Raw genomic sequence first — 23,602 nt, 5'->3', positions numbered from 1 at the left:
AGAGACTCGGAAACTGGAGACCCGTCGAGAGAGCGCGAGATGACGCAAAGTCAACTCGGGCCGAGATTCAGCGAACATGGAGCGAAGTCGTTCAAGTCCCCCCGCGCACAGAGAGAAGCCCCAGGGAACCTGGGGTTTCTCGCACCTCACGAGAGTCCATCGGACCCTACGGGGGCGAGGCGGTGGTCGTCCGAAGACTCATGGGCGCCCCTGTCTAGCGATGCCGTGCTCGGCAAGCCGGGGGAACAGGGCGAGGGCGTTGGTGCGGTCGATGGCATCGCGTTGGCCCGCCTTCAGCGCGACGTCTTCATACTCCTGCCGCATGAAGCGGACAGCCGGGGCTGGCGCGAAGGGGTAGTCGCTGCCGAAGAGGACGTGGCTCGGGTGTGCGAACGACAGCAGACTGGGCAGGGCGTGGGCGCTGGACGACAACGCGACGTCGAAGTAGAAGCGGCGGAGCACGTCCAAGCGGCGCTCCCGCTCGCGCTTGCGTGCCACGAGCGCCCTCGCCTGCGACAGGCGGGGCTCGACGCGGATCATGGTGAGTAGTACGCGGTGGGCGACATAGGGCAGGAAGCCTCCGGCATGCGCGAGGATCCAGCGGATGCCGTCGTACTTCTCCACAGCGCCCGACAGCACGAGCCCGGTCGCTGCACGAACCGTGTCCAGGAGGAAGTCGGCGGTGAAGGAGGGGATGCCCGGAGCTGGCTCGGCGGGAAGCTCGCCCGGGTGCAGGAACACCACCGCACGACGCTCGTGGAGATAGGCGAGGAGGGGGTCCAGGTGTTTCTCATAGGGATAGCGCCCGGCGGCGTTGCTGAGTAGCACGATGCCGTCGGCTCCGAGTGTGTCCAGCGCGTACTCGGCCTCAGCCAGGGACCCCTCCAGGTCCGGCACGCCGAGGGTCGCGAAGAAGCCGAACCGTCTCGGGTGGTCTCGAACCGCGGAAGCGGCGTACTCGTTGACCTCTCGAGCGATCCGCCGGGCCTGGTCGTCGTGGCCGAACCATGCCCCGGGCGTCGAGAGCGAGAGGATGCTGGTGGCGATGCCGTTGCGGTCCATGAGCCGCAACGAGCGCTCGGCCGACCACTGCGGGACCGCGACCCCGCCCGGCCGCAGACCCTGCTCGGCCAGGAACCGGGCGTAACCCGGCGGCACTACGTGGTGGTGGACGTCGATGCGTCCGATCTCCTGGCGCATCAACCCACCTGCGCGAGCTCGCGAGGCGTCGGGACACCGGCGCTCGGGGCGAGTCCGAGCTGCGCGACCAGTGCCTGGGTCAGCGCGGTCGTGTCGCTCCCGGACGTTCCGAAGACGAACTTGTCCGGCCGGAGCACGACGACGGCTCCCTGACGGACGCCGTGGCGGCGCAGCCAGCGCACGAACGAGCCGGAGTTGTCTTCCAGGTCGACCAGGCCTGCGCGGCGGCGACCGTCCCCCGGCGCGCCCTGCGGGCGGGCACCGAAGTCGTAGAGCGTCGCGTAGGACGGCTCGACCCTCGACCATGTCGCCAGGTCCGCGCCGAGTGCCTCACGCGGGTCGGTACCGATCCCGATCACGGACCATCCGATGCCGAGCGCGTCGTCGAGCCGGACGGGTCTGCCGTCGTACCTGCGGACCAGCGGCTGGGGCGCCAGGGTGCCCTCGATGCCGCGCACACGGCGCGGCATCCCGACATAGGCGCCCTTTCTGAACCGCGGCTTCGGCTTCATGCCGGCGCGCCGAACCCAGGCACCGACGCCGGGGGTGCGAAGCGCCGTCCACAACGCGGCGTCGCGAGCACGTGCGATGGTCGGGTTCTTCACCGACACCAGCGACTTGTTGAAGACCGACAAGTCGATCATGGCCTTGGCGTGCGGACGGCGCTCGGCCTCGTAGGAGTCGAGGATCTTGAGGTCAGCGCCGTGCTCGAGGATCGCCTGAAGCTTCCAGGAAAGGTTGTCGGCGTCGCGTACGCCCGCATTCATGCCCTGCCCGATGAACTGCGGGGTCATGTGCGCGGCATCGCCTGCGAGCAGGATCCGGCCCTCGCGCCACCGGTCGGCGACGACGGCGTTGAAGGTGTAGACGAGCCGGCGGATCACGACGACCTCGTCCGGGTCGACGTAGCGGGCCATCAGATGCCGCACGGTCTCGTCCGACTCGAACTCGTCCTTGTCATCGTCGTCCTCGAGGGCGAACTCGAAGCGATGGTGCCCACGTGGCTGGGGGCAGCTGACCGTCGGCATGTCCGGGTCGCAGACGAAGTCGAAGTACGGCAGGTGGCGGAACGCGTCCACACCGTCCTTTGCCGCCAGATCGACGACCAGCCACCGCTCCGGGTAGCTCTTGCCTGTCATGTCGATGCCGAGCGAGGTGCGCACCACACTACGGCCGCCATCTGCACCGACGAGAAACGAGGCACGCACCGACTCGGTGGCCTCCTCGATCACCGCCGCCCGCGTGCCGTACCCGGACCCCGTGGAACCCGCGTGCACGACGGTCACCCCGTCGTTATCCTGGGCGAAGGAGACCACCTCGCGGCCGCGGCGGACCTCGACATGAGGGTAACGAGCGAGCAGTTCCTCGAGCCGGTTCTCGAGGTAGGGCTGGTAGAGGAAGTTGGTGACAGGCCACGACAACGGGCGCTGAGACTGGCGGAACTGGACCAGGAGGGTGCCGTCGGCCTTGATCCATTGAACGGCACTGTCGACGTTCATGTCGGCGTGGATCTCGTCGGCGACGCCGGCGGTCTGGAACACGCGAAGCGCCTCGTCGTCGGTGTAGACCGCGCGCGCCATCCCGTAGAACTCGGGCTCACGCTCGAGGACCAGCACGCTGAGTCCGCGGCGGCCGAGCAGTGTCGCCATCGTCAGGCCCGTCGGGCCGAGACCGACCACGACGACGTCGTACTGGGTCTGCTGGCTCGGCGTTCTCATGATGCGGCTCCGGAAAGCTCAGGGACGGTGATCTCGTGGCGGCGTACGTTCAGCGCGGCCTGACGGATCTGGCCGAGCTTGTCGAGGACACCTGGGTCGACGGGCTGGTGGCCCCAGATGCTGATGCCTTGGTGCGTGGCGACACGCCAGGCCCGCTCGAGCTCAGGCGTGAAGACGATCGGGTTCCAACCCACCTCGAGCTCGAAGTCTGAAGGAGTCACGCAGTAGAACGACAGCTCCTTGTCGTTGGTGTGCTGTCCGACGGACCAGGCCATCTTGAAGCCGAGCTCGCGGACGCGCTGGTAGGCGCCCAGCATGTCCTCGAGGGTCGCGGCCTGGATGTTGACGTGCTGGGCGCGGGTGCGGATCGGGTCCATCTGCACGCCTTGGACGTTGGCAACAGCGAGCGAGTGGTGACGCTCGTTGACGCGCAGGAAGCGGATCCTCAGCGTGAGGCCACTGACGTTCTCGTCGATGTAGTCCGACAGCCGGGAGTCGAAGAGCGTGTCGTAGTAGCGGTGGATGCCGAGGGGGTCGCGCGAGGTGATCGCAACATGCCCCATCCCACCTTCTCCGGTGACGAAGCCCGAGCTGATCATCCGAAGGGGTTGGCCCGTGGTGAGCGGGGTCGTGAAGATCTCCTGGACGATGCCCTTGGGGCCAGGGAAGCACCACAGGCGCTCCACCCCGCGCAGCTTCGCCTGATCTGCGCTGCCCTCGGCGATCGGTACGCCGCGCTCGGTGAGCCGGGCGAGGATGCGGTCGAAGGTCGCGTGGTCGTCGACCTGCCAGCCGACGGCCATCAGGTCCTCAGCCGGGCCACGGCGGATCAGGAAGCGGCACTGGTGGTCGTCGAGCCGGAAGCGGAGAGTGTCCGCGTCGAGCTCGTCGACGTGCAGGCCGATGGCGTCGGCGCCGAAGCGGTGCCAAGCGGTCATCCGCCGCGACTCGACCACGAGGTAGCCCAGGTGCACCGCCCCGAACACGCTGTCGGCAAGGCTGCCGGTGAAGGGGCGCTCGAGGACGCTGGTCATCGCTCGCCCTCGAGGAACGCGACGGTGATGGTGTTGAACAGCTCGGCCCGCTCCCACTGTGCCCAGTGGCCGGTTCGAGCGAGCGAGACGAGATCGCAGTCGCGCATGGTGCGCGCCAGGGCGGGGCCTCCGGTCGGGCGGTTGACCTTGTCGTCCTGGCCCCACACCACCAGGGTCGGGATCTCACAACGCGCCAGCCGCGGGTCGCGGGTGAGATCCATTCGCCACAGCGTTCGCGGCGCCCCCGGACCGGAGGGTCTGCGCAGCGGTGGAGAGGCTACGACCTCGGGCTGGATGCTGGCCTCGTAGCGCAGGTCGATCAGTTCGTCGGAGATCTCACCGGCGTCGTGGACGAGGTAGTCGCGGATGAACGTGGCCACCTTCTCGCGCGAAGGACCATCGCCGCCGTAGTAGTTCAACAGGTGATTGAGCCCCCTCGTGGGCAAGGCGCGGGTGGTGCCGATGCCACCGGGTCCCATGAGGACGAGCCGGCTCACGCGATCGGGCCGATCCAGGGCGAGCCGGAGCGCCGCGGCGCCGCCGTAGGAGTTTCCGACGAGGTGGGCACGGTCGATGTCGAGGGCGTCGAGCAGACCGCGCACCGCGAGGGCCAGGTCTCCGAACGGATCCGCCATGTCCAGGTCCTTCGACGACCGTCCATATCCCGGCATGTCCGGGACGATCACGCGGAAGTGCGCGGCCAGGGCATCGATGTTGCGGGAGTAGTTCGATGCACCGGTAGCACCCGGGCCACCCCCGTGCAGCAGGACGACGGGAGCACCGTCGCCGGCCTCCGTCACGAACAGGCTGCGCCGCCCCACCTCGATCATGCGCTCGGTCCGTGTCACAACTTCGTTCATCAGCGGCCTCCTCGGTAACAGTGATGAAATAATCAGTTCTGAGAAGACGATCTGTCAAGGATTTCTGATGAATCCATCAGGTATGGTTCCGATATGAGCACCGAGGCAGCCGCGGAACGCCCGACGCGACTCGACCGCCGCAAGGAGCGCACGCGCGCTGCCCTGATCAGTGCCGCCTGCGAGTTCCTCGCCCATGGCCGCACGGCGGTCAGCATCCAACAGATCACCGACGCCGCCGACGTAGGGTTCGGAAGCTTCTACAACCACTTCGACAGCAAGGAAGCCCTGTTCGAAGCAGCCGTCGAGTCAGTCCTGGACGTCTACGTCGCCTTCCGCGACGAGGTCGTCGCCGGCTACGAGGACCCGGCCGAGGTGTTCGCCGTCAGTTTCCGGATGACCGGACGGCTGCAGCGCCAGATCCCCGAAATGGTTCGGGTCCTGCTCAACGAGGGCACGCGTGTGCTGACCCGCGACAAGGGCCTTGCTCCTCGAGCCATGCACGACATCGAAGCGGCGATCTCCGCCGGTCGGTTCGACATCGAGTCTGCCCGGCTCGGCCTCATGGCTGCCGGTGGAGCACTGCTCGGTCTTCTCCAACTGCTCGATGCCGAGCCCGACCTCGACGCCGGCGAGGTAGCGGATCTGATGACCGCGCGCGTGCTGCAGGGATTCGGTATGTCGAAAGAGGATGCCGACGACCTGTGCTCGAGAGATCTCCCGGCGCAGCCCGATCTCAGCCAGTTCTGATTACGGTTTCCTCGGCTCTCCGTGCGGCCACTGGTACGAATCACCGCTGGTCGCTTGGCTGATAGCGCCAGCCGCGACCGGAAGCTGCCGGGCGGAGCTTGACGGCGTACGCCTTGCCCTCGTAGCTGAGCGCGCCCGCCTCCGTGGTGATGACCCTACCGACACAGCCTCGAGCGTCACCGAAGCTGCGGGTTCAGGTCGCCTTCCTGCGCGCCAGCGCGCGTCCGGCCGGGAAAGCACCAGCGACCTGACGCAGGGCCTCCACCGTCGAGGCGAGCTGGTCCTCGTCCAGCAGCGGCGCCAGTGCGGCGTAGAGCTGCTCCTCGGCGTCTTTGACCTCGAGCTCGATCTCCTTGCCGAGAGCCGTCAGGGAGAGGCTGACCGAACGACGACTCGGGCCGACCTCGCGAAGGACCAGTCCGGCTGCGACAAGCCGGTCGACCAGCCGACTGGGACTCGAGGTGGTCTCACACACCAACAGGCCGCCCAGCTCGGACAACGTCATCGAATCGCGCCCTGACATGACTCGCAGAACCTCCGCCTGGGACGGCGTGAGCCCCAGCGGCCGCAGTCGCTCCGCGAAGAGCTTGTTGCCCTCGCGCTGGATCGCCAGCACCAAGTATCGGAACTCCTCGATCAGGTCCACAGCATCATCCGTTCGGTCGGCAGTTGACGAAACAGATTATACGTCATCTAATAGAGAGGCATTAGATGACACGACATTAGTTGCAGGAGCCAATGACATTCCACCTGACCACCACGATCGCCGCCCCGCCACAGACCGTCTTCGACTTCGTCTCCGACCTCCGCACGATGCCTCGGTGGTACTCGGCGGTGGAGTCGGTGCACCTACTGGAGGGAGCGACGCCACTCACAGCCATTTACCGAGTCCGCCGTCGCCTGCCCACGGGCAATGCAGAGAACGAGGTCCAGACCTCGGCGTACGTTCCAAGCACCGAAGTCGCCTTCACCTCGATCACCGGCCCAACGCCGTTCACCTACCGCTACCGAGTCTCCCCCATATCGGGGCGCACGCAGTTGCAGCTCGACGGCTCGATCACCACTGCGGGCCTACCCGGTCCCGCGGGTCTTCTGGGGCCATTCGCTGAGCAGCTCTTCAAGCGCGGGATGCAGGACAACCTCCAGCAGCTCGCATCGATCATCGAGCGAGCCAGCCGGTTCGCTGACCAGTAACGACATAGAAGCAGGAACACACAATGACACCGTCTGACCCGATCTCGTCCGTGTCTGTCATCAGCACCGGATCGGTCGCAATCCGCCCGGAGCACGTCGGCCCCACACGTAAGAACACCTACGTCTGGCTGTTCAGCTCGCGTCATTGGACGCCACCGCTCCCGATCAACGTCTACGTCATCGAGCATCGTCACGGGCTGGTGCTGTTCGACACCGGCCAGGACCGCGCCTCGGTCACCGACCCCGACTACTTCCCGGGCGGCCTCAACGGCAAGGTCTACTCACGCTTGGCGCGATTCGAGGTCCCCGCCGACGAGACCCTGACAGCAGGCTTGCAACGCCTCGGGCACCAGACCGACGACGTAAGCACAGCCGTCATCTCACATCTTCACCAGGACCACATCGGCGGACTCCCACACCTTGGCCACTCCGAGATCGTCGTGAGCCGAAACGAGTGGGACTCGCTGCACAAGTCGCTGCCCGAAGCCCGCGGCTTGATGCCACGACACATCGACCTGCCCGGTCTCAACTGGAACCAGGTGTCCTTCGAGGAACTCGGCCCAGACGCAGTCGGCCCGTTCACCCGTGGGCACGATCTGTACGGCGACGGCTCGCTGCTGCTGCTCCCGACACCTGGGCACACGGCAGGATCGCTCTCCCTGTTGGTCCGTCGACCACGACGAGCTCCGTTGCTCATGGTCGGCGACCTGACCTACGACGACAACCTGCTGAAGGAGGGCCACATGCCCGGAGTCGGCAGCAAGCGCCAGATGAGAACCGCGATCGACATGGTGAACCAGCTTCGCCAGCACCTACCTGGCCTCGTCATCCTTCCGGCACACGACCCGGGCGCCGCCGCCCGCCTCGAGGCCGCACACCACGGCGTGGCGGCACGGTGAGCCAGCGAGCACCCGCTCCTTGGCGGCCGCCTTCATGACTATGGCGAGCACTCCGTAGCGCAAGTGGACGGTGGTCGGCGTCGCGGTTGCTGACCACTTGGCGACCAATTCCCGGACGTCGGCCTGTCGGATCGAGGCGATCCGACAGGCGCCGATCTTCGGATAGATGTGGGCATTCAGGGCCATCTCGAAGGTCGTCCTGGTCGACTCAACATGGACCTGTCGCGCACACCAGTCCTGGCCCTCGGTCTTACGGTCGAAATGCTGACGTGCTCCTCGCCGGTTCGGTCGACGTAGACCGCGCGCCAGCGGACCTTGGTCCTGACCTGGCCTTCCTTGGTCGTCCAAGTTGCCACTCCCATCCATACCTCTCAGGTATGCGTCGTCTCGAACAGTCATTCGAGACGACGTATACCTGTTGGGGATCACCGGGTTGACCTTCACCGATGCGTCAAGCTCTTAGATTGCCTCCGTGACCAACAACCCGCCAGTTCTCGACCTGCCCACGACGCAGCAGCTCCCCACCGGTTCGGAAGCCTCAGGGTCGACTGCCTCGCCGCCTTCGCGCGGAAGCACAGACCAGCAGCAACGCTGCGGCCATATTGATTGCGGTCCGGTCTCACCTCACCGTTCCACGGTTGACGCGAGCAGGCGGGTGGTCACCCGCGAACGTCGCCGCCGCCACCTGATTCGTGGCTGGTGAGGATCCATGCCGTGGTTTCCGGCGGGAGTTGGTCATCGACTGGCGGTGAGCTGGCGACGAGGACGGTCCCTCGGGGTAGCGACACCGGCTCTGGGCTGAAGTTGGCCACGCAGTGCCATCCCCCAGGACGGATGAAATGGAGTACGTCGGGGCGGTCCTCGTCGGCCCAGGTGAATCCGTGGCTGGACAGCTTCGTCCTGAGCGCGAGCGCTCGCCGGTACAGCTCCAGGGTGGAGTCGGGGTCCCTCTCCTCGGCTTGAACCGCGTAAGTGGCAAACCAGGCAGGTTGGGGCAGGTGGGGGGTTTCTTCCGAGAAGCCGAAGGACGGCTCGTGGTCGCTCCAGGGGATCGGCACTCGGCAGCCGTCGCGGCCCTTTCGGGTGCCGTTGGATCGGTGGAACTCCGGGTCTTGCAGGACGTTGTCGGGGAGGTCGCCGACTTCGTGCAGTCCGAGCTCCTCGCCCTGATACAGGTATGCCGATCCCGGCAGCGCCAGCATGAGCAGGGTCGCGGCCTTCGCGCGCCGCAGTCCCAGGGCAGGATCGAGACGCGGGTGGGTCCCGTTGCTGAGCAGCCAGGCCATGGCCACCTCGCGTGGTGTCTGCTCGGTGCCGGGGAGTCCGTAGCGGGTGGCGTGCCGGACGACGTCATGGTTGGACAGCACCCAGGTAGCGGAGGCGGCAGACGTCTCAGCCTCTACGAGGTGGGCGTTGATGCGGACGCGGAACTCCTCTGCACTCCAGGCTGCCTCGAGCAAGTCGAAGTTGAACGCCTGCCCCAGGCCATCGGCACGGGCATAGCGGATTCGGCGCGTGGGGTGAACGCAGGCTTCGGCCACGGCCATCCGGGGCGGGTCGTACTCGTCGAACACGTTGCGCCACTCGGTGTAGATGTCGTGGACCTCGTCGCGGTCCCACAGCGGGTGGGCGCCGTCGGCCTCTGCCAGGTCGGGAAGGTGCGCTGCGGGCAGGAACGGCTCGGTGAGGTCCTTGGCCAGTCCGTGGGCGACATCGACGCGGAACCCGTCGACTGCTCGGTCGGACCAGAACCGCAATGTGGTCAGGAAGTCGTCGCGTACCTCGGGGTTGTCCCAGTTCAGGTCTGGCTGTTCGGGGGCGAACATGTGCAGATACCACTGCCCGTCCGGGACTCGGGTCCACGCGCTGCCACCGAAGATCGACTGCCAGTCCGATGGCGGCTGTGAGCCGTCAGGGCCGGTTCCGTCGCGGAAGATATAGCGCTCCCGGGCTGGTGAACCCTTGGACGATCCCAGCGCCTCGGTGAACCAACGGTGTCGGTTCGAGCTGTGATTGGGGACGATGTCGATGATCAGCTTGATGTGCGCAGCGTGGAGCGTCCAGACCATCTCGTCGAAGTCATCGAGGGTGCCCAGGCGGGGGTCGACGGCGCGGTAGTCGTCGACGTCGTACCCGCCATCGGCCAGGGCCGAGGGGTAGAACGGACTGAGCCACACGGCGTTGACGCCGAGGGCTGCGAGGTAGGGCACCCGGGACGTGATGCCACGAAGGTCACCGATCCCGTCGCCGTTGGAGTCGGCGAAGCTGCGCGGGTAGATCTGGTACACGGCGGCATCGGTCCACCAGTCGGTGTGCATGGCTGTGGCCTTCCTTGTCGGGATGGAGTGGTGGCCGGTCATCCCTTGACCGCACCTTGGAGAAGGGCCTTGGTGAACTGGCCCTGGAGGAGGATGAACACGAGGATGGTCGGCGCCATCAGCAGCAGCGCACCGGCGTTGAGCAGCACAATGTCGGTGCTGTAGCGGGACTGGAACGCTTGCAGGGCGCCGGCCATGGTGCGCTTGTCGGGATCGTTGACCAGCACCAGGGCGAGCAGGAAGGTGTTCCAGGTCGACAGGAACATCAGCAGTACCAGGGAGGTCACCGCCGGTCTGGCCAACGGAAGGTGGATATGCACGAGCGCGCGCCACGGTCCCGCGCCGTCGAGCGAGGCGGCCTCGGTGAGCTCTTCTGGGGCATTGAGGAAATGCGCCCTCATCCAGAACACCGCGAACGGCATGTTGAGGCCGATCAGAGGCAGGATCAGGCCGAGCCGGCTGTCGAGCAGTCCCAGCTGGTTGACCTGCTGATAGAGCGGCACGATCACGATCTCGTAGGGCAGGGTCAGGGTGAGCAGCAACACCAGGTAGAAGACCTTGCCCAACGGGATCCGCAGCACCGTCATGGCATAGGCCGCCATCGTCGCGATGAGTACCGAGATCGGGACGACGCCGAGCACGATGAGGACGCTCGACTTGAGCAAGGTGGTGACGTTGGCGACGGTCCAGGCGTCGACGAAGTTGTGCCAGTGCGGGTCACTGGGCCACGACAGCCCGTCGGGAATGGTTCCCTGAGGTGCCAGGGCGGCGGAGAGCATGCTGACCAGCGGGACGATCGAGTACAGGCCGGCGACGACGATGAGGGCCGCGCCGGGGCCTCGTCGACGCACAGTGAGCGAGAGAGCGAAGGACATGGCTCAGTCCTCTCGGAAGAAGCGCTGAAGGGGCACGATGATCGCGATGACGAGGAGCGCGAGCACGACTGCGAGCGCGGAGGCGTCACCGAGCCGACTTTCGCTGAAAGCCAGGTTGTAGACCTTGACGCCGGGGACCATGGTGGCGCCGCCGGGCCCGCCCTGCGTGGCCAGGTAGACCACGTCGAAGCTGGCCAGGGCGCTGATGATGGTCACGGTCGCGCACACACCGATCTCCTGCTTGAGGCTGGGGATCGTGATGTGCCAGAACTGAGCGACAGGCCCGACCCCGTCCAGGCGTGCGGCCTCGTACAGCGCAGGGTCGATCTTGCCGACGCCCGACATCAGCAGCAGGGTGCAGAAGCCGGTCGAGAGCCAGGTGCCGATGAACCCGACGGCCACCAGCGCCCAGTCGGAGTCTCCGAGCCAGGCCCGGGTGAACCCGCCGAGGCCGATCAGCTGAAGGATCTGGTTGACCACTCCGTTGGTGGAGTACATCCACACCCAGGCCACACCGGCCGCAGCGCCGGGGATGACCTGCGGGAGAAACAGCACCGTGCGAGCCAGCGCTCCGGTGAACCGTCCCTTGATCGACTGCATGGTCGCGGCTGCCACCAGGCCGAAGGCGACCGGGAGCAACGTGAAGAAGAGGATCAGGATCAGCGCGTGGATCAGCGGCTGCAGCAGCTCGGGATCGGTGAAGATCGCCCGGTAGTTCTCCAGCCCGACCCAGGTCGAGGGGCCGATGCCGTTCCAGTCGTAGAAGGAGTACTCCACCGACTGAACGACGGCGCGGAAGTTGAAGAACCCGTAGAACCCCAGGGCGGGGAGCGCGAAGAGCCATCCACCCCATCGCCGGCCCATCGACCCCGGGCCCTTACGCCGAGGGCGGGGGCGCCGCTCGGATGCCACCGGCGGCGTCGTTGCCCCCGATGCGATACCGACCTTGGTCATGACGTCTCCTGCAGTCCGCCCTGGTAGGCCTCCTGGAGGTGACCGACCGCATCCTCGGGAGTGGTCTTGTCACTGACCAGGAGCTGCAGCTGCGTCGGCAGATCGGTATTCACCGCCGGCACCGAGTTCTGGATCCAGGAGAAGAAGCCGTTCGATGCCGCGATCGCGGAGTATCCGGCCTGGATCTGGGTCTCCGCGTCAGCCTCGAGGCTGACCTCCTCGGCTCCAGCCACGCCCGCGGCCGGGTAGCCGTTCTCGGCGGCCACCGCAGCTGCCTCGGGCGAGGTGAGGAAGTCCAGGAACAGCGCGGCTGCGTTCTTCTCGTCCGAGCGGGACGCGATGGAGTACGCCAGGGTGTTGGCGGTCATGCTGACGGCCGGGTCGCCCTCCTCCAGCGGCGGCATCGGGAAGACTCCGTACTCACCGTCGAACGAAGCAGGCAACGCCTGCGTCATCCAGCTGCCCTGGAACATGAACAGGCCCTCCCCGGAGGCGAACCTCCCATAGGACGCGTCCTGGTTGATGGCGTTGGCGTCCTCGTTGAAGTAGCCTGCCTTCGCCCACTCCTGCAGGCGCGCAGTCGCCTCGACTGCCTCCGGCGTGTCCAGGCTCGCGCCGGGCTTGCGCCACACCACGTCCAATACCGACTTCGAGCCCAGGTAGTCCCCCAGCAGCAGGTTGTAGAGGTGTCCGATCAGGCCGTCGGCGTTGGACGCCACGATCGGCGTGACCCCCGTCGACTTGGCCTTGGCCATCACGTCCTCGAGCTCGTCCAGGTTCGCTGGGATCTTGGTCATCCCGACCTTGTCGGCCAACTCCCGGTTGTAGAAGACCCCCACCAGCGGACCGGCAGCACCGCCCCCGACATACAACGAGCCCGTGCCGATGGCGCCGTCCTCGACCCTGCCAGCGTCGAGCACGCTCGCCGGGACCTTCTCGCTCCACCCGTACGCCTCGTCGTAGGCGTCCAGGTCGGTGACCAGGCCGTCGCGGACGGCTCCGGTCAGGTCCGGCACGATCGCCAGATCCGGGGGGTCGTCGGAGGCAAGCAGCCGGGGCGCCACGGTGTTGTAGTTGTTGTCGGCCTCCACCTGCAGCTCGACCTCGATCGCAGGATGTTCCTCCATGAAGGCATCGGCCAGCCCCTGCTGGTAGTCCTTCAGGCCCGCAGCGGTGAACAAGGTGATCGTCGCCGCGTCCTCTCCCACATCGGTCCGTACGTCGGTGGGCATCGTGTCCGCTGCCGGCGCGTTGCCGCCCGGACCGGAACACGCCACCAAAGACACGGTCGCGATCATCGCCGCAGCGATCCTCACCCCATGTGACCCGCGCTTCAATCTCATGGACATCTCCTGTTCGTCCGGGACTGGAATCGTTTCCAGGTTCCAACTGTTACGAACGTCACACTCGATTGTCAACCCCCTGATAAGGGCGATCTCGAGTTACTGGAAACGCTGCCAGTTGGCCGCTACCATGAGCCCATGGATTCCGAGCAGGAACGCGAGCTGACCCTGGCCGACATCGCTCGTCTTGCCGGGGTGGGTCTCGGCACTGCGTCACGAGCGCTCCGCGGACTACCCAACGTCTCCCCCGCCACCAGGCAGAAGGTCCTGGAAGTCGCCGAGCGACACGACTACGTCGTGTCACCCGACGCATCCCAGTTGAAGAAGGGGGCCACCGGCCGCGTAGCGGTTGTCGTGCCACACCTGTCTCGCTGGTTCTTCGGTGAAATGGTAGAGGGCATCGAGTCAGTGCTGCGCCAGGCCGGGTACGACCTGCTGCTCTACCACGTCGGCAACCTGCAGGACCGACAGTCCTTCTTCGAACTGTTGCCCGCCCGACGCAAGGTCGACGCGGTCATCGTCGTCGGATTCCCGGTTGAGGAAGCCGAACGCCAGCGCCTGGAGCTGATGCTCGGAGCGCAGATCGTCGCCGCCGGCGGACAGCACGAGGTCTACCCGCACGTCTGCATCGACGACCTCAAGGCTGGCAGTCAGGCCATGGGACACCTCTTGGCGCTCGGCCACCGGCGGATCGCGATGATCGAGGCGATCGACCCCGAACAGCCCCGTCAGCCCTCGGGACGAAGCGCCGCCTACCATATGGCGCTCAACGACGCCGACATAGAGTCCGACCCCGCTCTGGTGGTGACGACGGCTTGGGGCATCGAGCAGGGCTCGACAGCGATGGCGCACCTGCTGTCCCTGGCCGAGCTGCCGACGGCGGTCTACGCCCACTCCGATGAGGTCGCGTTCGGCGCCATGCGCACGATCCGCGATGCGGGCCTACGAATCCCCGAGGACATCTCCATCATCGGCATCGACGACCACCCCCACGCCGCCCTCCTTCATCTCACGACGATCAAGCAAGACGTGCGTCGGCAGGGCGTACTCACTGCCCAGATGCTTCTCGGTCTCCTGCGTCACGACGAGATCGAACGTTCCATCACCCTCGGCACCCACCTCATCGTCCGCCGCACCACCGCATCTCCCAGAAATGGATAGAGGCGACCGCGCCCAGCCGCACACCGATCCACGACCGAATCGCTGATGATGTCGGCACGGAAGGTGACGCGCATCGCAATCTGTTTGAATGACTCCACCTGGCTTCGGCAAACGGTCAGGACACCTTTCCGTACGCCCGCGGGGTTCGGGCTGCACGTACGCGGGGCGTCGGCCTCACAACCAGCTACGGGGCTGAGCGCACCGCGCCTGGCGGCCAGGCACACGACCATCGTCACCACGGAGCCATAGGCATGCCAGCCGTACGACCTCAGGAGCACGCATTGTGCCGCCTGCCCGGCCAGCTCGTTGGCGGGTTCCGCGCACCGGGGTCCGCCGCCGGACAAGGCGGCGGACCCCCTACATGTCAGACCGCGAAGCCGCCGTCGACGTCCCAGTTGGTGCCGGTGACGAAGCTAGCCTCGGGGCTTGCTAGGTAGGCGACCGCGCTGGCGATGTCAGCCGGTTCCGCGTGTCGACCGAGCGGCATGATCCGGTGGAGCATGTCGGCGAAACGCCCGTCGGCCGGGTTCATGTCGGTGTCGGTCGGCCCGGCCTGGATGTTGTTGACGGTGATTCCCCGCGGGCCGAGTTCCCGGGCCAGGGCCCTGGTCAGGCCAGCCACGGCGGCTTTGCTCGCGGAGTACCCGCTGAGGCCGGGATACGGGGCCCGGTGGGCGTTGACGCTGCCGATCATGATGATCCGCCCGCCGTCGCCCAGGTGCGGCACGGCAGCTTGGACGGCCGTAAACGCGCCGCGGACGTTGACTGCGATCATCCGGTCGAATGCGGCCAGGGGGAGGTCTGCCACCGGCAACATGACCGCGGCCCCGGCGTTGTTCACAAGGATGTCGAGACCTCCGAACTCCGCGACGGTGCGCGCCACCGCTGCCTGCACCGCTTTGGGGTCGGCGTTGTCAGCTTCGATCGCCAGGGCCTGCCCGCCCGCGGCCGTCACCTGCGCGGCGAGTTCTTCGGCGCGATCCTTGGAGGCCGCGTAGGTAAAGGCCACCTGCGCCCCGTCTGCTGCGAGGCGTCGTACGATGGCCGCGCCTATCCCGCGGGAGCCGCCGGTCACGAGGCCTGTGCGGCCCGTCTGCTGCTTGTTCATGATCGTTCTCCGCTCGTAGGGAAACGCTCGTTCGAGTCGAGGGCTCCGAGCCAACGCAAGGCGCTCAGGCTCGGCACGAAGCAGTACTCGCCACCGCGGTTGACGACGAAGGCGGGCATCTCGGTCAGGCGCTTACGCACTGGCCGCATCGGGACGGTGAATTGGTCACCGGCGTCACGCCCGGCGACAAGGGGATCGGCTTCGATCGGGCTACCGATGAACTTGCCGTCGCCGATCCACTGTTTCTGGACGAACTCGAACTGGCGGGCTGGGTGAGCGAAAACCGCCGCGAAGAGCAGGCCACGGTCGGCGCCATCGTCTTCAAGTACGCCCTCCCCAAGGGGAGGCCCGTATGTCGCACCGCGGCGCAACAGACGGTGGAGACGGACCTCTCCGGTCACTACGGCGTCCCGCGGGTTCATGCGACGTGCGTGCGAGCCAACGGGAGATGACAGCCCGCGTGGATCATCGCCGTACATGAAGTCATTGTTGCGTTCAGGATCGGCGCCGAGCTCGTGGTCGTCTACATCTGGGGTGAGAGCCAGGGGGGCACCGCTGGGCCAGCGGCCGACGATCTTGGCCGCCATGAGCGCTTCCTCAGCAGGGCTTTCGGCGCGCTCGCGAAGGTAGCGGCGGAACGCGGCGACGTCGGTGTACAGCTTCCGGACCGCTAGGTAACTGCCGTTGCGCCCGAGGGTCTCGGGTTGCGGGATGGCCGCGACCGAGCCGGTTTCGTCGGGGTAACCGAGCACGAACTCGCCCGGCTTGAGAGGCACCTCACCGGGGTTGGTGCCGGGAATGCCGCTGCTCTCCACAGCCGGCTGAGAGATCCCGTCGTTGAACCCGAAGGAGTTGCGGCCGTCCGCGTCGCCCCGTACGTCTTGCCGCCACACCCGGCCGATGCCTGGCAACCCGTCCAGGACTTCTCGGGATGACTCCAAGGTCTCCTCGAACGCCGACTGGTCGGGTGCCAGCAGCACAATGATGGCGTGGACGTCCTCCCGTCCCCAGGGCTCCTCCCAGTGGTCGGGAGCATTGGTCCCGTGATCGCCCAGTTCGTTTGCACGCGCTGCCATGCCTTGTACGAACTCGGGAGCAAACGTGGCTAGCAACTCGTCAGGAACGCCCAGCGCCCGTAGTCCTGTGGCCGTCAGTCCGACGCTGAACGTCCGCGACCGGCGCGGGTCGAGCACGTCCGCAGCTGAATGGACGACTTCAGCCAAGCGGCGCATAAGGGTGCGACCGTCCACTGGGTTACCGATACGTAAGGCCATGAAAGCGCCGAAGTACGGGTTGGGGCGGCCACGCAGGCAGCCTGCCTGAATGTCGTCCAGGTCAAGCGCGACGGTCATCGTCACCGTCCCCCGTTGGCGGGCGCGAGGTAGGGGAAAGTCTCGCTTGCTCGGACGGTCGCCTGTGTCACGCCGTCGCTGATCCGGGCTCCCTGACGACCGCCGATGAGCAATGTGTAGAGGGTGTCCATCACGTCGTCGTTGAGCGAACGGCCGCCGGAGGACTGATGGGGAACTCCTGCCCCAATCGCTGATTCGATCTCGAGGAAGCTGTCCTCCCGGTAGGGCTTCGCCACGTCGACCACCAGATAGTCGGCCAACAAGAGCTCCGTCAGCGGGTGCTTGCCGTCGGCCTCCGGCTCCCAGTCGACCTTGCCGTCGAGTCGGTCGAGGGCGGCCAGATTCGCATCGAGCCGGGACCGGTAGGCGTCGAAGTAATCCCTTCCCATGTGGAAGGGGTCCTCCAGGTTGTAGAGGTCCCGGAGTTCGACGTTGCTGTTGACCCTGTCGAACTGGCGCCATTGCAGCATGACGTTCTTGATCTCGGGACGTCCAACGCGCTCAAGCCGCACGGGGATCCCCGCCGCGACGACCGTCTCCCCCGCCGCTGCGACCAGCGAACCAGGTGCTTCAGAGAGCCAGAACGCCGTGTCAATCTCGATCACGATGGACAAGACGTCAGCGCCGGGGATCGAGTTGGCCCCCTTATCCGTGAAGGCGAGCTCGCCCCGTTGCAGCGACTGTTGGAACGCCGGGAGATCGATGAAGAACGGGTCTGACCGAAGACCGGCGAAGACACGCACTCCGTCGCCGACGCCGCCGTTCTCGTCGTTCACCTCCACCTCGACTGCAGGGAACTGAACTGGCGGCGGTCCCCCGTGAAACGGACTGGCGGCCCCACGCGAGGGGACCACTCTTCCCACCTGCCGATCGCTCTGGGGCAGGTCGAACGTGACGCTGAAGGCAATCTCGCTCGGCTCGTCGCCGAGTTCGAAGTATCCCGCTTCCGGTGTGGTCGCGGTGACTGGCCTGAGCCGAAGATTGAACGAGATTGCGTCAGAGAAAAACGTGCCGGGAGTGGCGAGTGGATGCACGTTGAGCACCAGGCACAACGCCCCAGGTGACCCGGGACTGGGGAAGGCGTAAAAGTCAGTGATGTCTGCAGCGGGGCCCGCGAGCGCGCGGGGACCGGAGAAGTGATCCGACATGGTGGTTTCCTTTCCCCTTGTCAGCCGGCGGCCAGTTCGAGCAGCGGCGCGAGAGTCGGGTGGCTGAGCACGTCTGAGGCGTTGGGCGCCTCTAGGACCTGCTCGAAGGCGGCGGCCAACTTCTGGTTCTTACGGACCTCCGGCATCGTGATGTCTGCCATCGAGTCGAAGAACGCCGCGGCGGGTTCCTGAGCCCCCTGCAGGAACTCCTTCACCTGAGCGTTTGTTGCCTGCGTCGGGTCGATGCCTGCGGCCACGAACTCGGTCGTGTGCTGGAGGAAGTCGACCCAGCTGTCCAGGCCGATCAGCTCAAGGGCGTCGTCGATGTACGGGTCCCAGTCGGTCTCGAAAGCCGTGAGCCACATCAACCGGCGACCGTTGTCGAAGATGATGTGGCGCATGTAGCGGATGCCGATCTGGAGCAGGAACTCCGGCTTGTACTCCATCCCGAGCAGCAGCCGCTCGTTGAAGCGGTCAGACGCGGCTCGCAACTCTTCTTCGTGTCCCTCGATGACTGTCAGCGGCGCGCTCAGCTCGGACACGAACCCGTGCTGCTTGCCGAGACCAGACTTCTTCGTGGGAGTTGCCATCACTTCAACCTTTCGTGGATTCTGGTACCTGTACTGATGAAACTATCAGAAGCGCTAAAACGATCAGCTTTCCCTGCGGCGCTGCGGCATCGAGGGTCATCGCCACGGCCGACAGCACGGACGCCTGATGCAGGACAAAAGTGCCGACCTGGAGCGCACCCGAACAGCGAATCGTGACTGACGAGAGCATCAGACCGGCACCCTTCGGAAACTTTCCGGTGCGGAAGCCATGCAGGGTGAGGAGGAACTGCGACCGTGAATCTTTCGACAACCGAGGGACAGGCCGACGCGAGTCACTCCGAGGCGGCTATCCGAGGACTGGCTGGGGCGAGACGGACGGTTGGGGTCGGACGGAAGCCGCGTCCACGGCAACTGTGGACGCCGAGCAGCGAAGCCGCCTCATCGGAGGTGAGGAGTCGGAACGGGGTGAGACTTGCGAGCGGCAGGTCGGATGTTGAGGTCGCCATACCGATGAGGTGCGACCGCTCGCCCGCGCCGACCTCAAAAGTGCGACAAAGGTGTGACTAAGCCTTTGAACCAGATAAAACAACGAACTCCGCCTGTCCTGTCTATGCAGGTCAGGCGGAGTTTTCTTGCTCCCCCGGTTGGACTCGAACCAACAACCCTCCGGTTAACAGCCGAATGCTCTGCCAATTGAGCTACAGGGGAATTGCACCTTGCGGCGCGGGTGAAACCTTAGCAACCCGGCGGCGGCGATCGGAAATCGGCAGGCCGTCACTCGGCGACCAGGTTGCGGAGGCCGCGGCGGTGCTGTTCGAGGGCGGCCAGCTGGGCGAAAAGACGGTTGTAGGACTCGGGGTCGGCGGCCCCGTCGGAGCGTTGCAGACGGCTCTTCACCTCGGCGATGCGGCGCTGGTCGAGGAGCTCGAGGAGGCGTACGACATATTGCAGGACGTACGCAGCATCCGGCTCCTTCGCGGTGGGGATCGGCTCCACGGCGAGCTCGGCGAGGATGCGGCTGACGAGCGGGTCCGAGGCGGCGGCACCGAGCTTCTGGGCCCAGCCGGCGTCGCCGGTGCCGGCGCCGGGGCCACCTAGGCCAGCGATGATCTCCCACAGTGCCCGGTAGAGGGGGTGGGTGAAGGCCTCGGGGGTGATCTCGCCGGTGGTGCGTCCCAGGGCGACCGGGTGCTGCACGAAGAGCTTCAGGGTCTCGCGCTCGACCGTGAAGCGTGGCTCGCGCGGGTGCGGCATGGGCGGTCGCTGCGGCGCGGCGGGAGCCTCGGAAGCGGCGACGGCCTCACGCCGTGGCGGAGCAGCCGAGGGTGCGGGACGGCCGGCGGCGCGGCGTACCTCTCGGGCCGCCTCGTCGGGATCGACGCCGAGGAAGCGAGCCAGGTCCCGGGTGAAGCCCATCTTCTTGGACTCATCGCGCACGGAGGCGACCAGCGGGGCCGCCTCGCGGAGGGCGTCGACCCGCCCGTCGGCACGGTCGAGGTCGTACTTCGAAGCGACGTTGCGCAGCACGAACTCGTAGAGCGGAACCCGGTTGGCGAGAAGCTCGCGGACCGCCTCGTCGCCCTTCTTGATCCGCAGGTCGTTGGGGTCGAGGCCGTCGGGCTCGACGGCGACGTAGGTCTGGGAGGTGAAGTTGCCGTCGCCCTTGAACGCCTTCAGCGCCGCGGCCTGACCGGCGGCGTCGCCGTCGAAGGTGAACACGACCGCGCCGCGCAGCTGCTGGTCATCGGAGATGAACCGGCGCAGCACCTTCGCGTGGTCGTCGCCGAACGCGGTGCCGCAGGTCGCCACGGCGGTGGTGATCCCGGCGAGATGGCAGGCCATCACGTCGGTGTAGCCCTCCACGATGACCGCCTCGCGGGTGCGCGCCATCTCCTTGCGGGCCAGGTCGATGCCGTAGAGGACGTGCGACTTCTTGTAGATCGGCGTCTCGGAGGTGTTGAGGTATTTCGCCTCGATGCGGTCGTCGTCGAAGAGCCGGCGAGCGCCGAAGCCGATGACGTCACCGCCCGACTCCCGGATCGGCCACATCAGCCGCCCACGGAACCGGTCGTAGTGCGACCGCCCGTGCCCCACCAGGCCGGCGGTGACGACCTCCTCGTCCGAGAACCCGCGCGCACGCAGGTGGCGGTAGAGGTCCTCTCCCCCACGCGGCGAGAACCCGACCCCGAAGTGCAGCGCCGCGTCGCGGTCGAAGCCCTTCTCGGCGAGGAACTGCCGCGCGACGACGGCGTCCGGGGTCAGCAGCTGCTCGGCGTAGTACTCGGCGGCGACCTTGTGGGCCTCGACCAGCTTGCCGCGACCGGGTCCGCGCCGGACCGGCGCTTCGTCGCCCTCCTCGCGCTGGACCTGCACGCCGACCTTGTCGCCGAGCCGCTCGACCGCCTCGAAGAAGCTCAGCCCCTCGAGCTTCATCACGAAGTCGATGACGTCGCCGCCCTCTTGGCAACCGAAGCACTTGAAGAAGCCCCGCGACGGGTTCACGTTGAACGACGGTGACTTCTCGTCGTGGAACGGGCACAGGCCCTTGTAGGTCCCCGGGCCAGCGCGGCGCAGCGTGACGTACTGGGAGACGATGTCGTCCAGGCGTGCCTTCTCGCGCACCTCTTGGATGCTCGTCTCCTTGATCCGGCCCGCCACAACGTCTGATCCTACGGGGCGGTGGACCGGGCTGAGATGCTTGACCTGATGTCCATCACCACACCGGCCCGATCGCGGGCCCGCCGGGCGACTTTCTGGCTCGGCCTCGCGATGGTTCTGGCCGGTGTGGCGCTCCTCGGCTACGCCGCCTGGGAGCTCTACGGCACCACGATCGTCAGCAAGCAACGCCAGCAGGAAGCGACCTCGAAGATCGAGAAGGCGTGGGATTCGGGCCGGGCCGAGGCCACGACCGAGTTCGGCTCGGCCGAGGCCCTCATCGAGATCCCCCGCTTCGGCGAGGACTACCGGATCCCGGTCCTCGAAGGCACCTCGGACCGGGCCCTGGGCGCCGGTTTCGGCCACTTCTCCGGCACCGCCGGGCCCGGCGAGGTCGGCAACTTCGCGCTCGCCGGCCACCGGATCACCCACGGCGAGCCGCTGCGCGATCTCCCGAAGCTCCGCGAAGGCGACGAGATCCGCGTCCTGACCAGGGAGAAGACGTACGTCTATGCCCTCACCAGCGACGGCGACGACCTGATCGCGCCATTCACCTCCGTCTGGGTCACCGACCCGCTTCCCGACAACCCCGACCGTGGTGGCGTGGAGCCCGAGCAGGTCGCGGGCCGGAGCCTGATCACCCTCACCACCTGCTCCGAGCTCTTCCACACCGACAACCGGATGATCGCCTTCGGCGCGCTCGTCGCCGAGGAGTCGGCCAGCTGACGGGAGGCTAGAAGCGGAGGGTACGCCGCGGGCCGAGGTCGGCTCGGTGGTCGGCCCACATCCGCTGCTCGTCCCGGACACGCGCGACCTCAGCAGGGTCGATCGTGGCGACGACCATCCCAGGCGTGGCGTCGTCGAGCCGCTCGACCGGCCGGCCGAGCGGGTCGTAGACCGCCGAGCCGCCGATGAGGCCCAGCGGCCCGCCGACGAGACCGGCGAAGGCGACGTACATCGAGCTGTCCAGCGCCCGGGCGGCGTAGTGCAGGTCGCGCCGGTGACCGCCGCCAGGGAAGTAGGCGCCGGTGTTGAGGTAGAGGATCGCCCCGTCGGCGGCCGCGGCGGCCGCGTGCTCGGGGAAGTTGGCGTCGTAGCAGACCGATAGCGCCACCCGGACGCCGTCGATCTCGATGGTCGTGCCGTGGTTTCCGGGCTCGAAGCGCTGGACCTCCGGCGGGTAGAGGTGCTGTTTGTCGTACGCCGCGACCGGCTCCTCCCCCGGCGCGATGACCAGGCTGGTGATCGCCCGTCGTCCGGCCTGGGCAAGGGGCGAGTTGAGCACGAGCACCGCCCCGGTCTCGTCCACCGCGGCCTGCGCGGGGGCGAGCCACGCGGTGTCCTCGAGCGAGGGCAGCGGACCGTCGAAGGCGTCGAGGTCCCACGAGGTCGTGAACGTCTCCGGCAGCGCGACCAGGCGCGCGCCCTTCGCCGCCGCCTCGCGTACCCGGTCCCCGGCCGTCGCGACGTTGCCCGCAACGTCGCCCGGCACCGCCGTCTCCTGGACGACCGCCAACCGCAGCACTAGTAGGCCCCCGACATCACGTTGGCCAGCGGCTCGCCGGCGGCGAACCGCTCGAGCTGCTCGCGTACGACCCGGTAGGCGCGGGGCCACATCGCGCTCGATGCTCCGCCGACGTGCGGAGTGATGAGCAGGTTGGGTGCACTCCACAGCGGGCTCTCCGCCGGGAGTGGCTCGGCCTCGGCGACGTCGATGGCCGCGTGGATGCGCTTCGTGGCGAGCTCGGCGACCAGGTCGGCGGTGACGACGACACCGCCACGGGCGACGTTGACCAGCAGTGCGCCGTCCTTCATCCGCCCCAGGAACTTCCGGTCGACCAGTCCGCGGGTCTCCTCGGTCAGCGGTGTGGCCAGCACGATCACGTCGGCCTCGGGCACGAGCGTGTCGAGCTCGTCGAAGCCGTGCACACCCTCCCGCGCGGTCCGCGCGACCCCGACCACCTCGGTCTCGAACGGAAGCAGCCGTGCCTCGATGGCTCGGCCGATCGCTCCGTACCCGACGATCAGGACCCTCTTGTCGGCCAGCGACGGGAACCAGCCCGGCCGCCAGGCGTGCTCGTCCTGATGGCGTACGTGGCCGGGGATGCCACGCAGCGACGACAGGATCAGCGTGACGGCGAGCTCGGCGGTCGAGGTGTCGTGGATGCCGCGGCCGTTGCAGAGGGTCACGCCCTCCGGGATGTGGCCGCGGGCGGCGTCGACCCCCGCGGTGAGCAGCTGCACCACCTGGAGCGAGGTCATCTGGCTGACGACGTCGAAGATGCGCGAGCCGAGCATGTAGGGCGGCAGGTAGAAGGCCACCTCACCGACCGAGTCCGGCACCTTCACCTCGCCACCGGTGAAGCGGGTGTGGTCGAAGAGCTCGAAGCGCAGACCAGCGGGCACCTTGCCCAGCTCGGATGGATCGAAGGGCAGCCAGACGAGGGGATCGCTCACACCGGGAGACTCTCCCATACCCCGGTAG

Annotated in this window: 22 protein-coding genes and 1 tRNA gene; 5 read left to right on the top strand and 18 right to left on the bottom strand. The window is 67.0% G+C overall.

The window, feature by feature from the left end:
• Window positions 1–198: 198 nt before the first annotated feature.
• From ABTW65_RS23685 to ABTW65_RS23670, 4 genes are read right to left on the bottom strand one after another with little or no spacing between them, the layout of a single operon-like run.
• On the bottom strand, window positions 199–1,200 hold the full coding sequence (locus ABTW65_RS23685) for an amidohydrolase family protein (RefSeq protein WP_350664698.1): 1,002 nt from the start codon (window positions 1,198–1,200) through the stop codon (window positions 199–201).
• Entirely contained in the window at window positions 1,200–2,918 is a 1,719-nt protein-coding gene (gene mhpA, locus ABTW65_RS23680; RefSeq protein WP_350664696.1) for a bifunctional 3-(3-hydroxy-phenyl)propionate/3-hydroxycinnamic acid hydroxylase MhpA, read from the bottom strand. Before mhpA ends, ABTW65_RS23685 begins: the two co-directional genes overlap by 1 nt.
• The gene (locus ABTW65_RS23675; RefSeq protein ID WP_350664694.1) at window positions 2,915–3,952 is read right to left on the bottom strand and encodes a VOC family protein; all 1,038 of its coding nucleotides are present in this window, start codon (window positions 3,950–3,952) and stop codon (window positions 2,915–2,917) included. Before ABTW65_RS23675 ends, mhpA begins: the two co-directional genes overlap by 4 nt.
• Complete coding sequence (locus ABTW65_RS23670) at window positions 3,949–4,812, bottom strand: alpha/beta fold hydrolase (RefSeq protein ID WP_350664693.1); 864 nt, start codon at window positions 4,810–4,812, stop codon at window positions 3,949–3,951. The genes ABTW65_RS23675 and ABTW65_RS23670 overlap by 4 nt, the downstream gene beginning before the upstream one ends.
• 93 nt (window positions 4,813–4,905) lie before the next feature.
• On the opposite strand from ABTW65_RS23670, the gene ABTW65_RS23665 reads away from it, so the two are divergent.
• Entirely contained in the window at window positions 4,906–5,559 is a 654-nt protein-coding gene (locus tag ABTW65_RS23665) for a TetR/AcrR family transcriptional regulator (protein WP_350664691.1), read from the top strand.
• A 193-nt stretch (window positions 5,560–5,752) separates the two neighbouring features.
• Here ABTW65_RS23665 and ABTW65_RS23660 read toward each other — a convergent pair whose 3' ends face one another.
• Entirely contained in the window at window positions 5,753–6,205 is a 453-nt protein-coding gene (locus ABTW65_RS23660) for a MarR family winged helix-turn-helix transcriptional regulator (protein ID WP_350664689.1), read from the bottom strand.
• 92 nt (window positions 6,206–6,297) lie between these two features.
• On the opposite strand from ABTW65_RS23660, the gene ABTW65_RS23655 reads away from it, so the two are divergent.
• On the top strand, window positions 6,298–6,753 hold the full coding sequence (locus ABTW65_RS23655) for an SRPBCC family protein (RefSeq protein WP_350664687.1): 456 nt from the start codon (window positions 6,298–6,300) through the stop codon (window positions 6,751–6,753).
• Window positions 6,754–6,803: 50 nt separating this feature from the next.
• Window positions 6,804–7,652 (top strand): N-acyl homoserine lactonase family protein, encoded by an 849-nt coding sequence (locus ABTW65_RS23650; protein WP_350664684.1) that lies wholly within the window; start codon window positions 6,804–6,806, stop codon window positions 7,650–7,652.
• On the opposite strand, the gene ABTW65_RS23645 is transcribed toward ABTW65_RS23650, so the two are convergent.
• From ABTW65_RS23645 to ABTW65_RS23625, 5 genes are all read right to left on the bottom strand, one after another.
• Window positions 7,566–8,018, bottom strand: a complete 453-nt coding sequence (locus ABTW65_RS23645) for a phage integrase central domain-containing protein (protein WP_350664892.1) — start codon at window positions 8,016–8,018, stop codon at window positions 7,566–7,568. The two genes, ABTW65_RS23650 and ABTW65_RS23645, sit on opposite strands and share 87 nt — an antisense overlap.
• A gap of 293 nt (window positions 8,019–8,311) precedes the next feature.
• Window positions 8,312–9,970, bottom strand: coding sequence for a glycoside hydrolase family 13 protein (locus ABTW65_RS23640; RefSeq protein WP_350664682.1), 1,659 nt, complete (start codon window positions 9,968–9,970; stop codon window positions 8,312–8,314).
• A gap of 38 nt (window positions 9,971–10,008) precedes the next feature.
• Entirely contained in the window at window positions 10,009–10,845 is an 837-nt protein-coding gene (locus tag ABTW65_RS23635; RefSeq protein WP_350664680.1) for a carbohydrate ABC transporter permease, read from the bottom strand.
• A 3-nt stretch (window positions 10,846–10,848) separates the two neighbouring features.
• Window positions 10,849–11,799 (bottom strand): carbohydrate ABC transporter permease, encoded by a 951-nt coding sequence (locus tag ABTW65_RS23630; RefSeq protein ID WP_350664678.1) that lies wholly within the window; start codon window positions 11,797–11,799, stop codon window positions 10,849–10,851.
• Window positions 11,796–13,142, bottom strand: a complete 1,347-nt coding sequence (locus ABTW65_RS23625; protein WP_350664676.1) for an ABC transporter substrate-binding protein — start codon at window positions 13,140–13,142, stop codon at window positions 11,796–11,798. Before ABTW65_RS23625 ends, ABTW65_RS23630 begins: the two co-directional genes overlap by 4 nt.
• Before the next feature lie 138 nt (window positions 13,143–13,280).
• On the opposite strand from ABTW65_RS23625, the gene ABTW65_RS23620 reads away from it, so the two are divergent.
• Window positions 13,281–14,303: a LacI family DNA-binding transcriptional regulator gene (locus ABTW65_RS23620; RefSeq protein ID WP_350664675.1), complete on the top strand. Its 1,023-nt coding sequence runs from the start codon at window positions 13,281–13,283 to the stop codon at window positions 14,301–14,303.
• A 364-nt stretch (window positions 14,304–14,667) separates the two neighbouring features.
• Here the strand turns inward: ABTW65_RS23620 and ABTW65_RS23615 are convergent, their stop codons facing one another.
• From ABTW65_RS23615 to dnaG, 6 genes are all read right to left on the bottom strand, one after another.
• Window positions 14,668–15,411 carry a 3-oxoacyl-ACP reductase family protein gene (locus tag ABTW65_RS23615; protein WP_350664673.1) on the bottom strand — a complete coding sequence of 248 codons (744 nt, stop codon included), beginning with the start codon at window positions 15,409–15,411 and terminating at the stop codon, window positions 14,668–14,670.
• A complete protein-coding gene (locus ABTW65_RS23610) occupies window positions 15,408–16,763 on the bottom strand; it encodes a Dyp-type peroxidase (RefSeq protein ID WP_350664890.1) in 1,356 nt (451 codons plus the stop codon). Before ABTW65_RS23610 ends, ABTW65_RS23615 begins: the two co-directional genes overlap by 4 nt.
• A gap of 2 nt (window positions 16,764–16,765) precedes the next feature.
• A complete protein-coding gene (locus ABTW65_RS23605; RefSeq protein WP_350664672.1) occupies window positions 16,766–17,911 on the bottom strand; it encodes a DUF4331 family protein in 1,146 nt (381 codons plus the stop codon).
• 20 nt (window positions 17,912–17,931) lie between these two features.
• On the bottom strand, window positions 17,932–18,501 hold the full coding sequence (locus tag ABTW65_RS23600; protein WP_350664669.1) for a hypothetical protein: 570 nt from the start codon (window positions 18,499–18,501) through the stop codon (window positions 17,932–17,934).
• A gap of 596 nt (window positions 18,502–19,097) precedes the next feature.
• Window positions 19,098–19,170, bottom strand: a tRNA-Asn gene (locus tag ABTW65_RS23595).
• Window positions 19,171–19,236: 66 nt separating this feature from the next.
• Window positions 19,237–21,120 (bottom strand): DNA primase, encoded by a 1,884-nt coding sequence (gene dnaG / locus ABTW65_RS23590; RefSeq protein ID WP_350664667.1) that lies wholly within the window; start codon window positions 21,118–21,120, stop codon window positions 19,237–19,239.
• Between the two features lie 48 nt (window positions 21,121–21,168).
• On the opposite strand from dnaG, the gene ABTW65_RS23585 reads away from it, so the two are divergent.
• Window positions 21,169–21,843, top strand: a complete 675-nt coding sequence (locus ABTW65_RS23585; RefSeq protein ID WP_350664665.1) for a class E sortase — start codon at window positions 21,169–21,171, stop codon at window positions 21,841–21,843.
• 7 nt (window positions 21,844–21,850) lie between these two features.
• Here ABTW65_RS23585 and ABTW65_RS23580 read toward each other — a convergent pair whose 3' ends face one another.
• Window positions 21,851–22,642 carry a carbon-nitrogen hydrolase family protein gene (locus ABTW65_RS23580; RefSeq protein WP_350664664.1) on the bottom strand — a complete coding sequence of 264 codons (792 nt, stop codon included), beginning with the start codon at window positions 22,640–22,642 and terminating at the stop codon, window positions 21,851–21,853.
• The gene (locus tag ABTW65_RS23575; protein WP_350664662.1) at window positions 22,642–23,574 is read right to left on the bottom strand and encodes a 2-hydroxyacid dehydrogenase; all 933 of its coding nucleotides are present in this window, start codon (window positions 23,572–23,574) and stop codon (window positions 22,642–22,644) included. The genes ABTW65_RS23580 and ABTW65_RS23575 overlap by 1 nt, the downstream gene beginning before the upstream one ends.
• Window positions 23,575–23,602 lie beyond the last annotated feature (28 nt).

This window comes from Nocardioides sp. NPDC127503, from assembly GCF_040302165.1.
Lineage (GTDB): Bacteria > Actinomycetota > Actinomycetes > Propionibacteriales > Nocardioidaceae > Nocardioides.
This window is presented reverse-complemented; position numbering and strand designations above follow the sequence as displayed.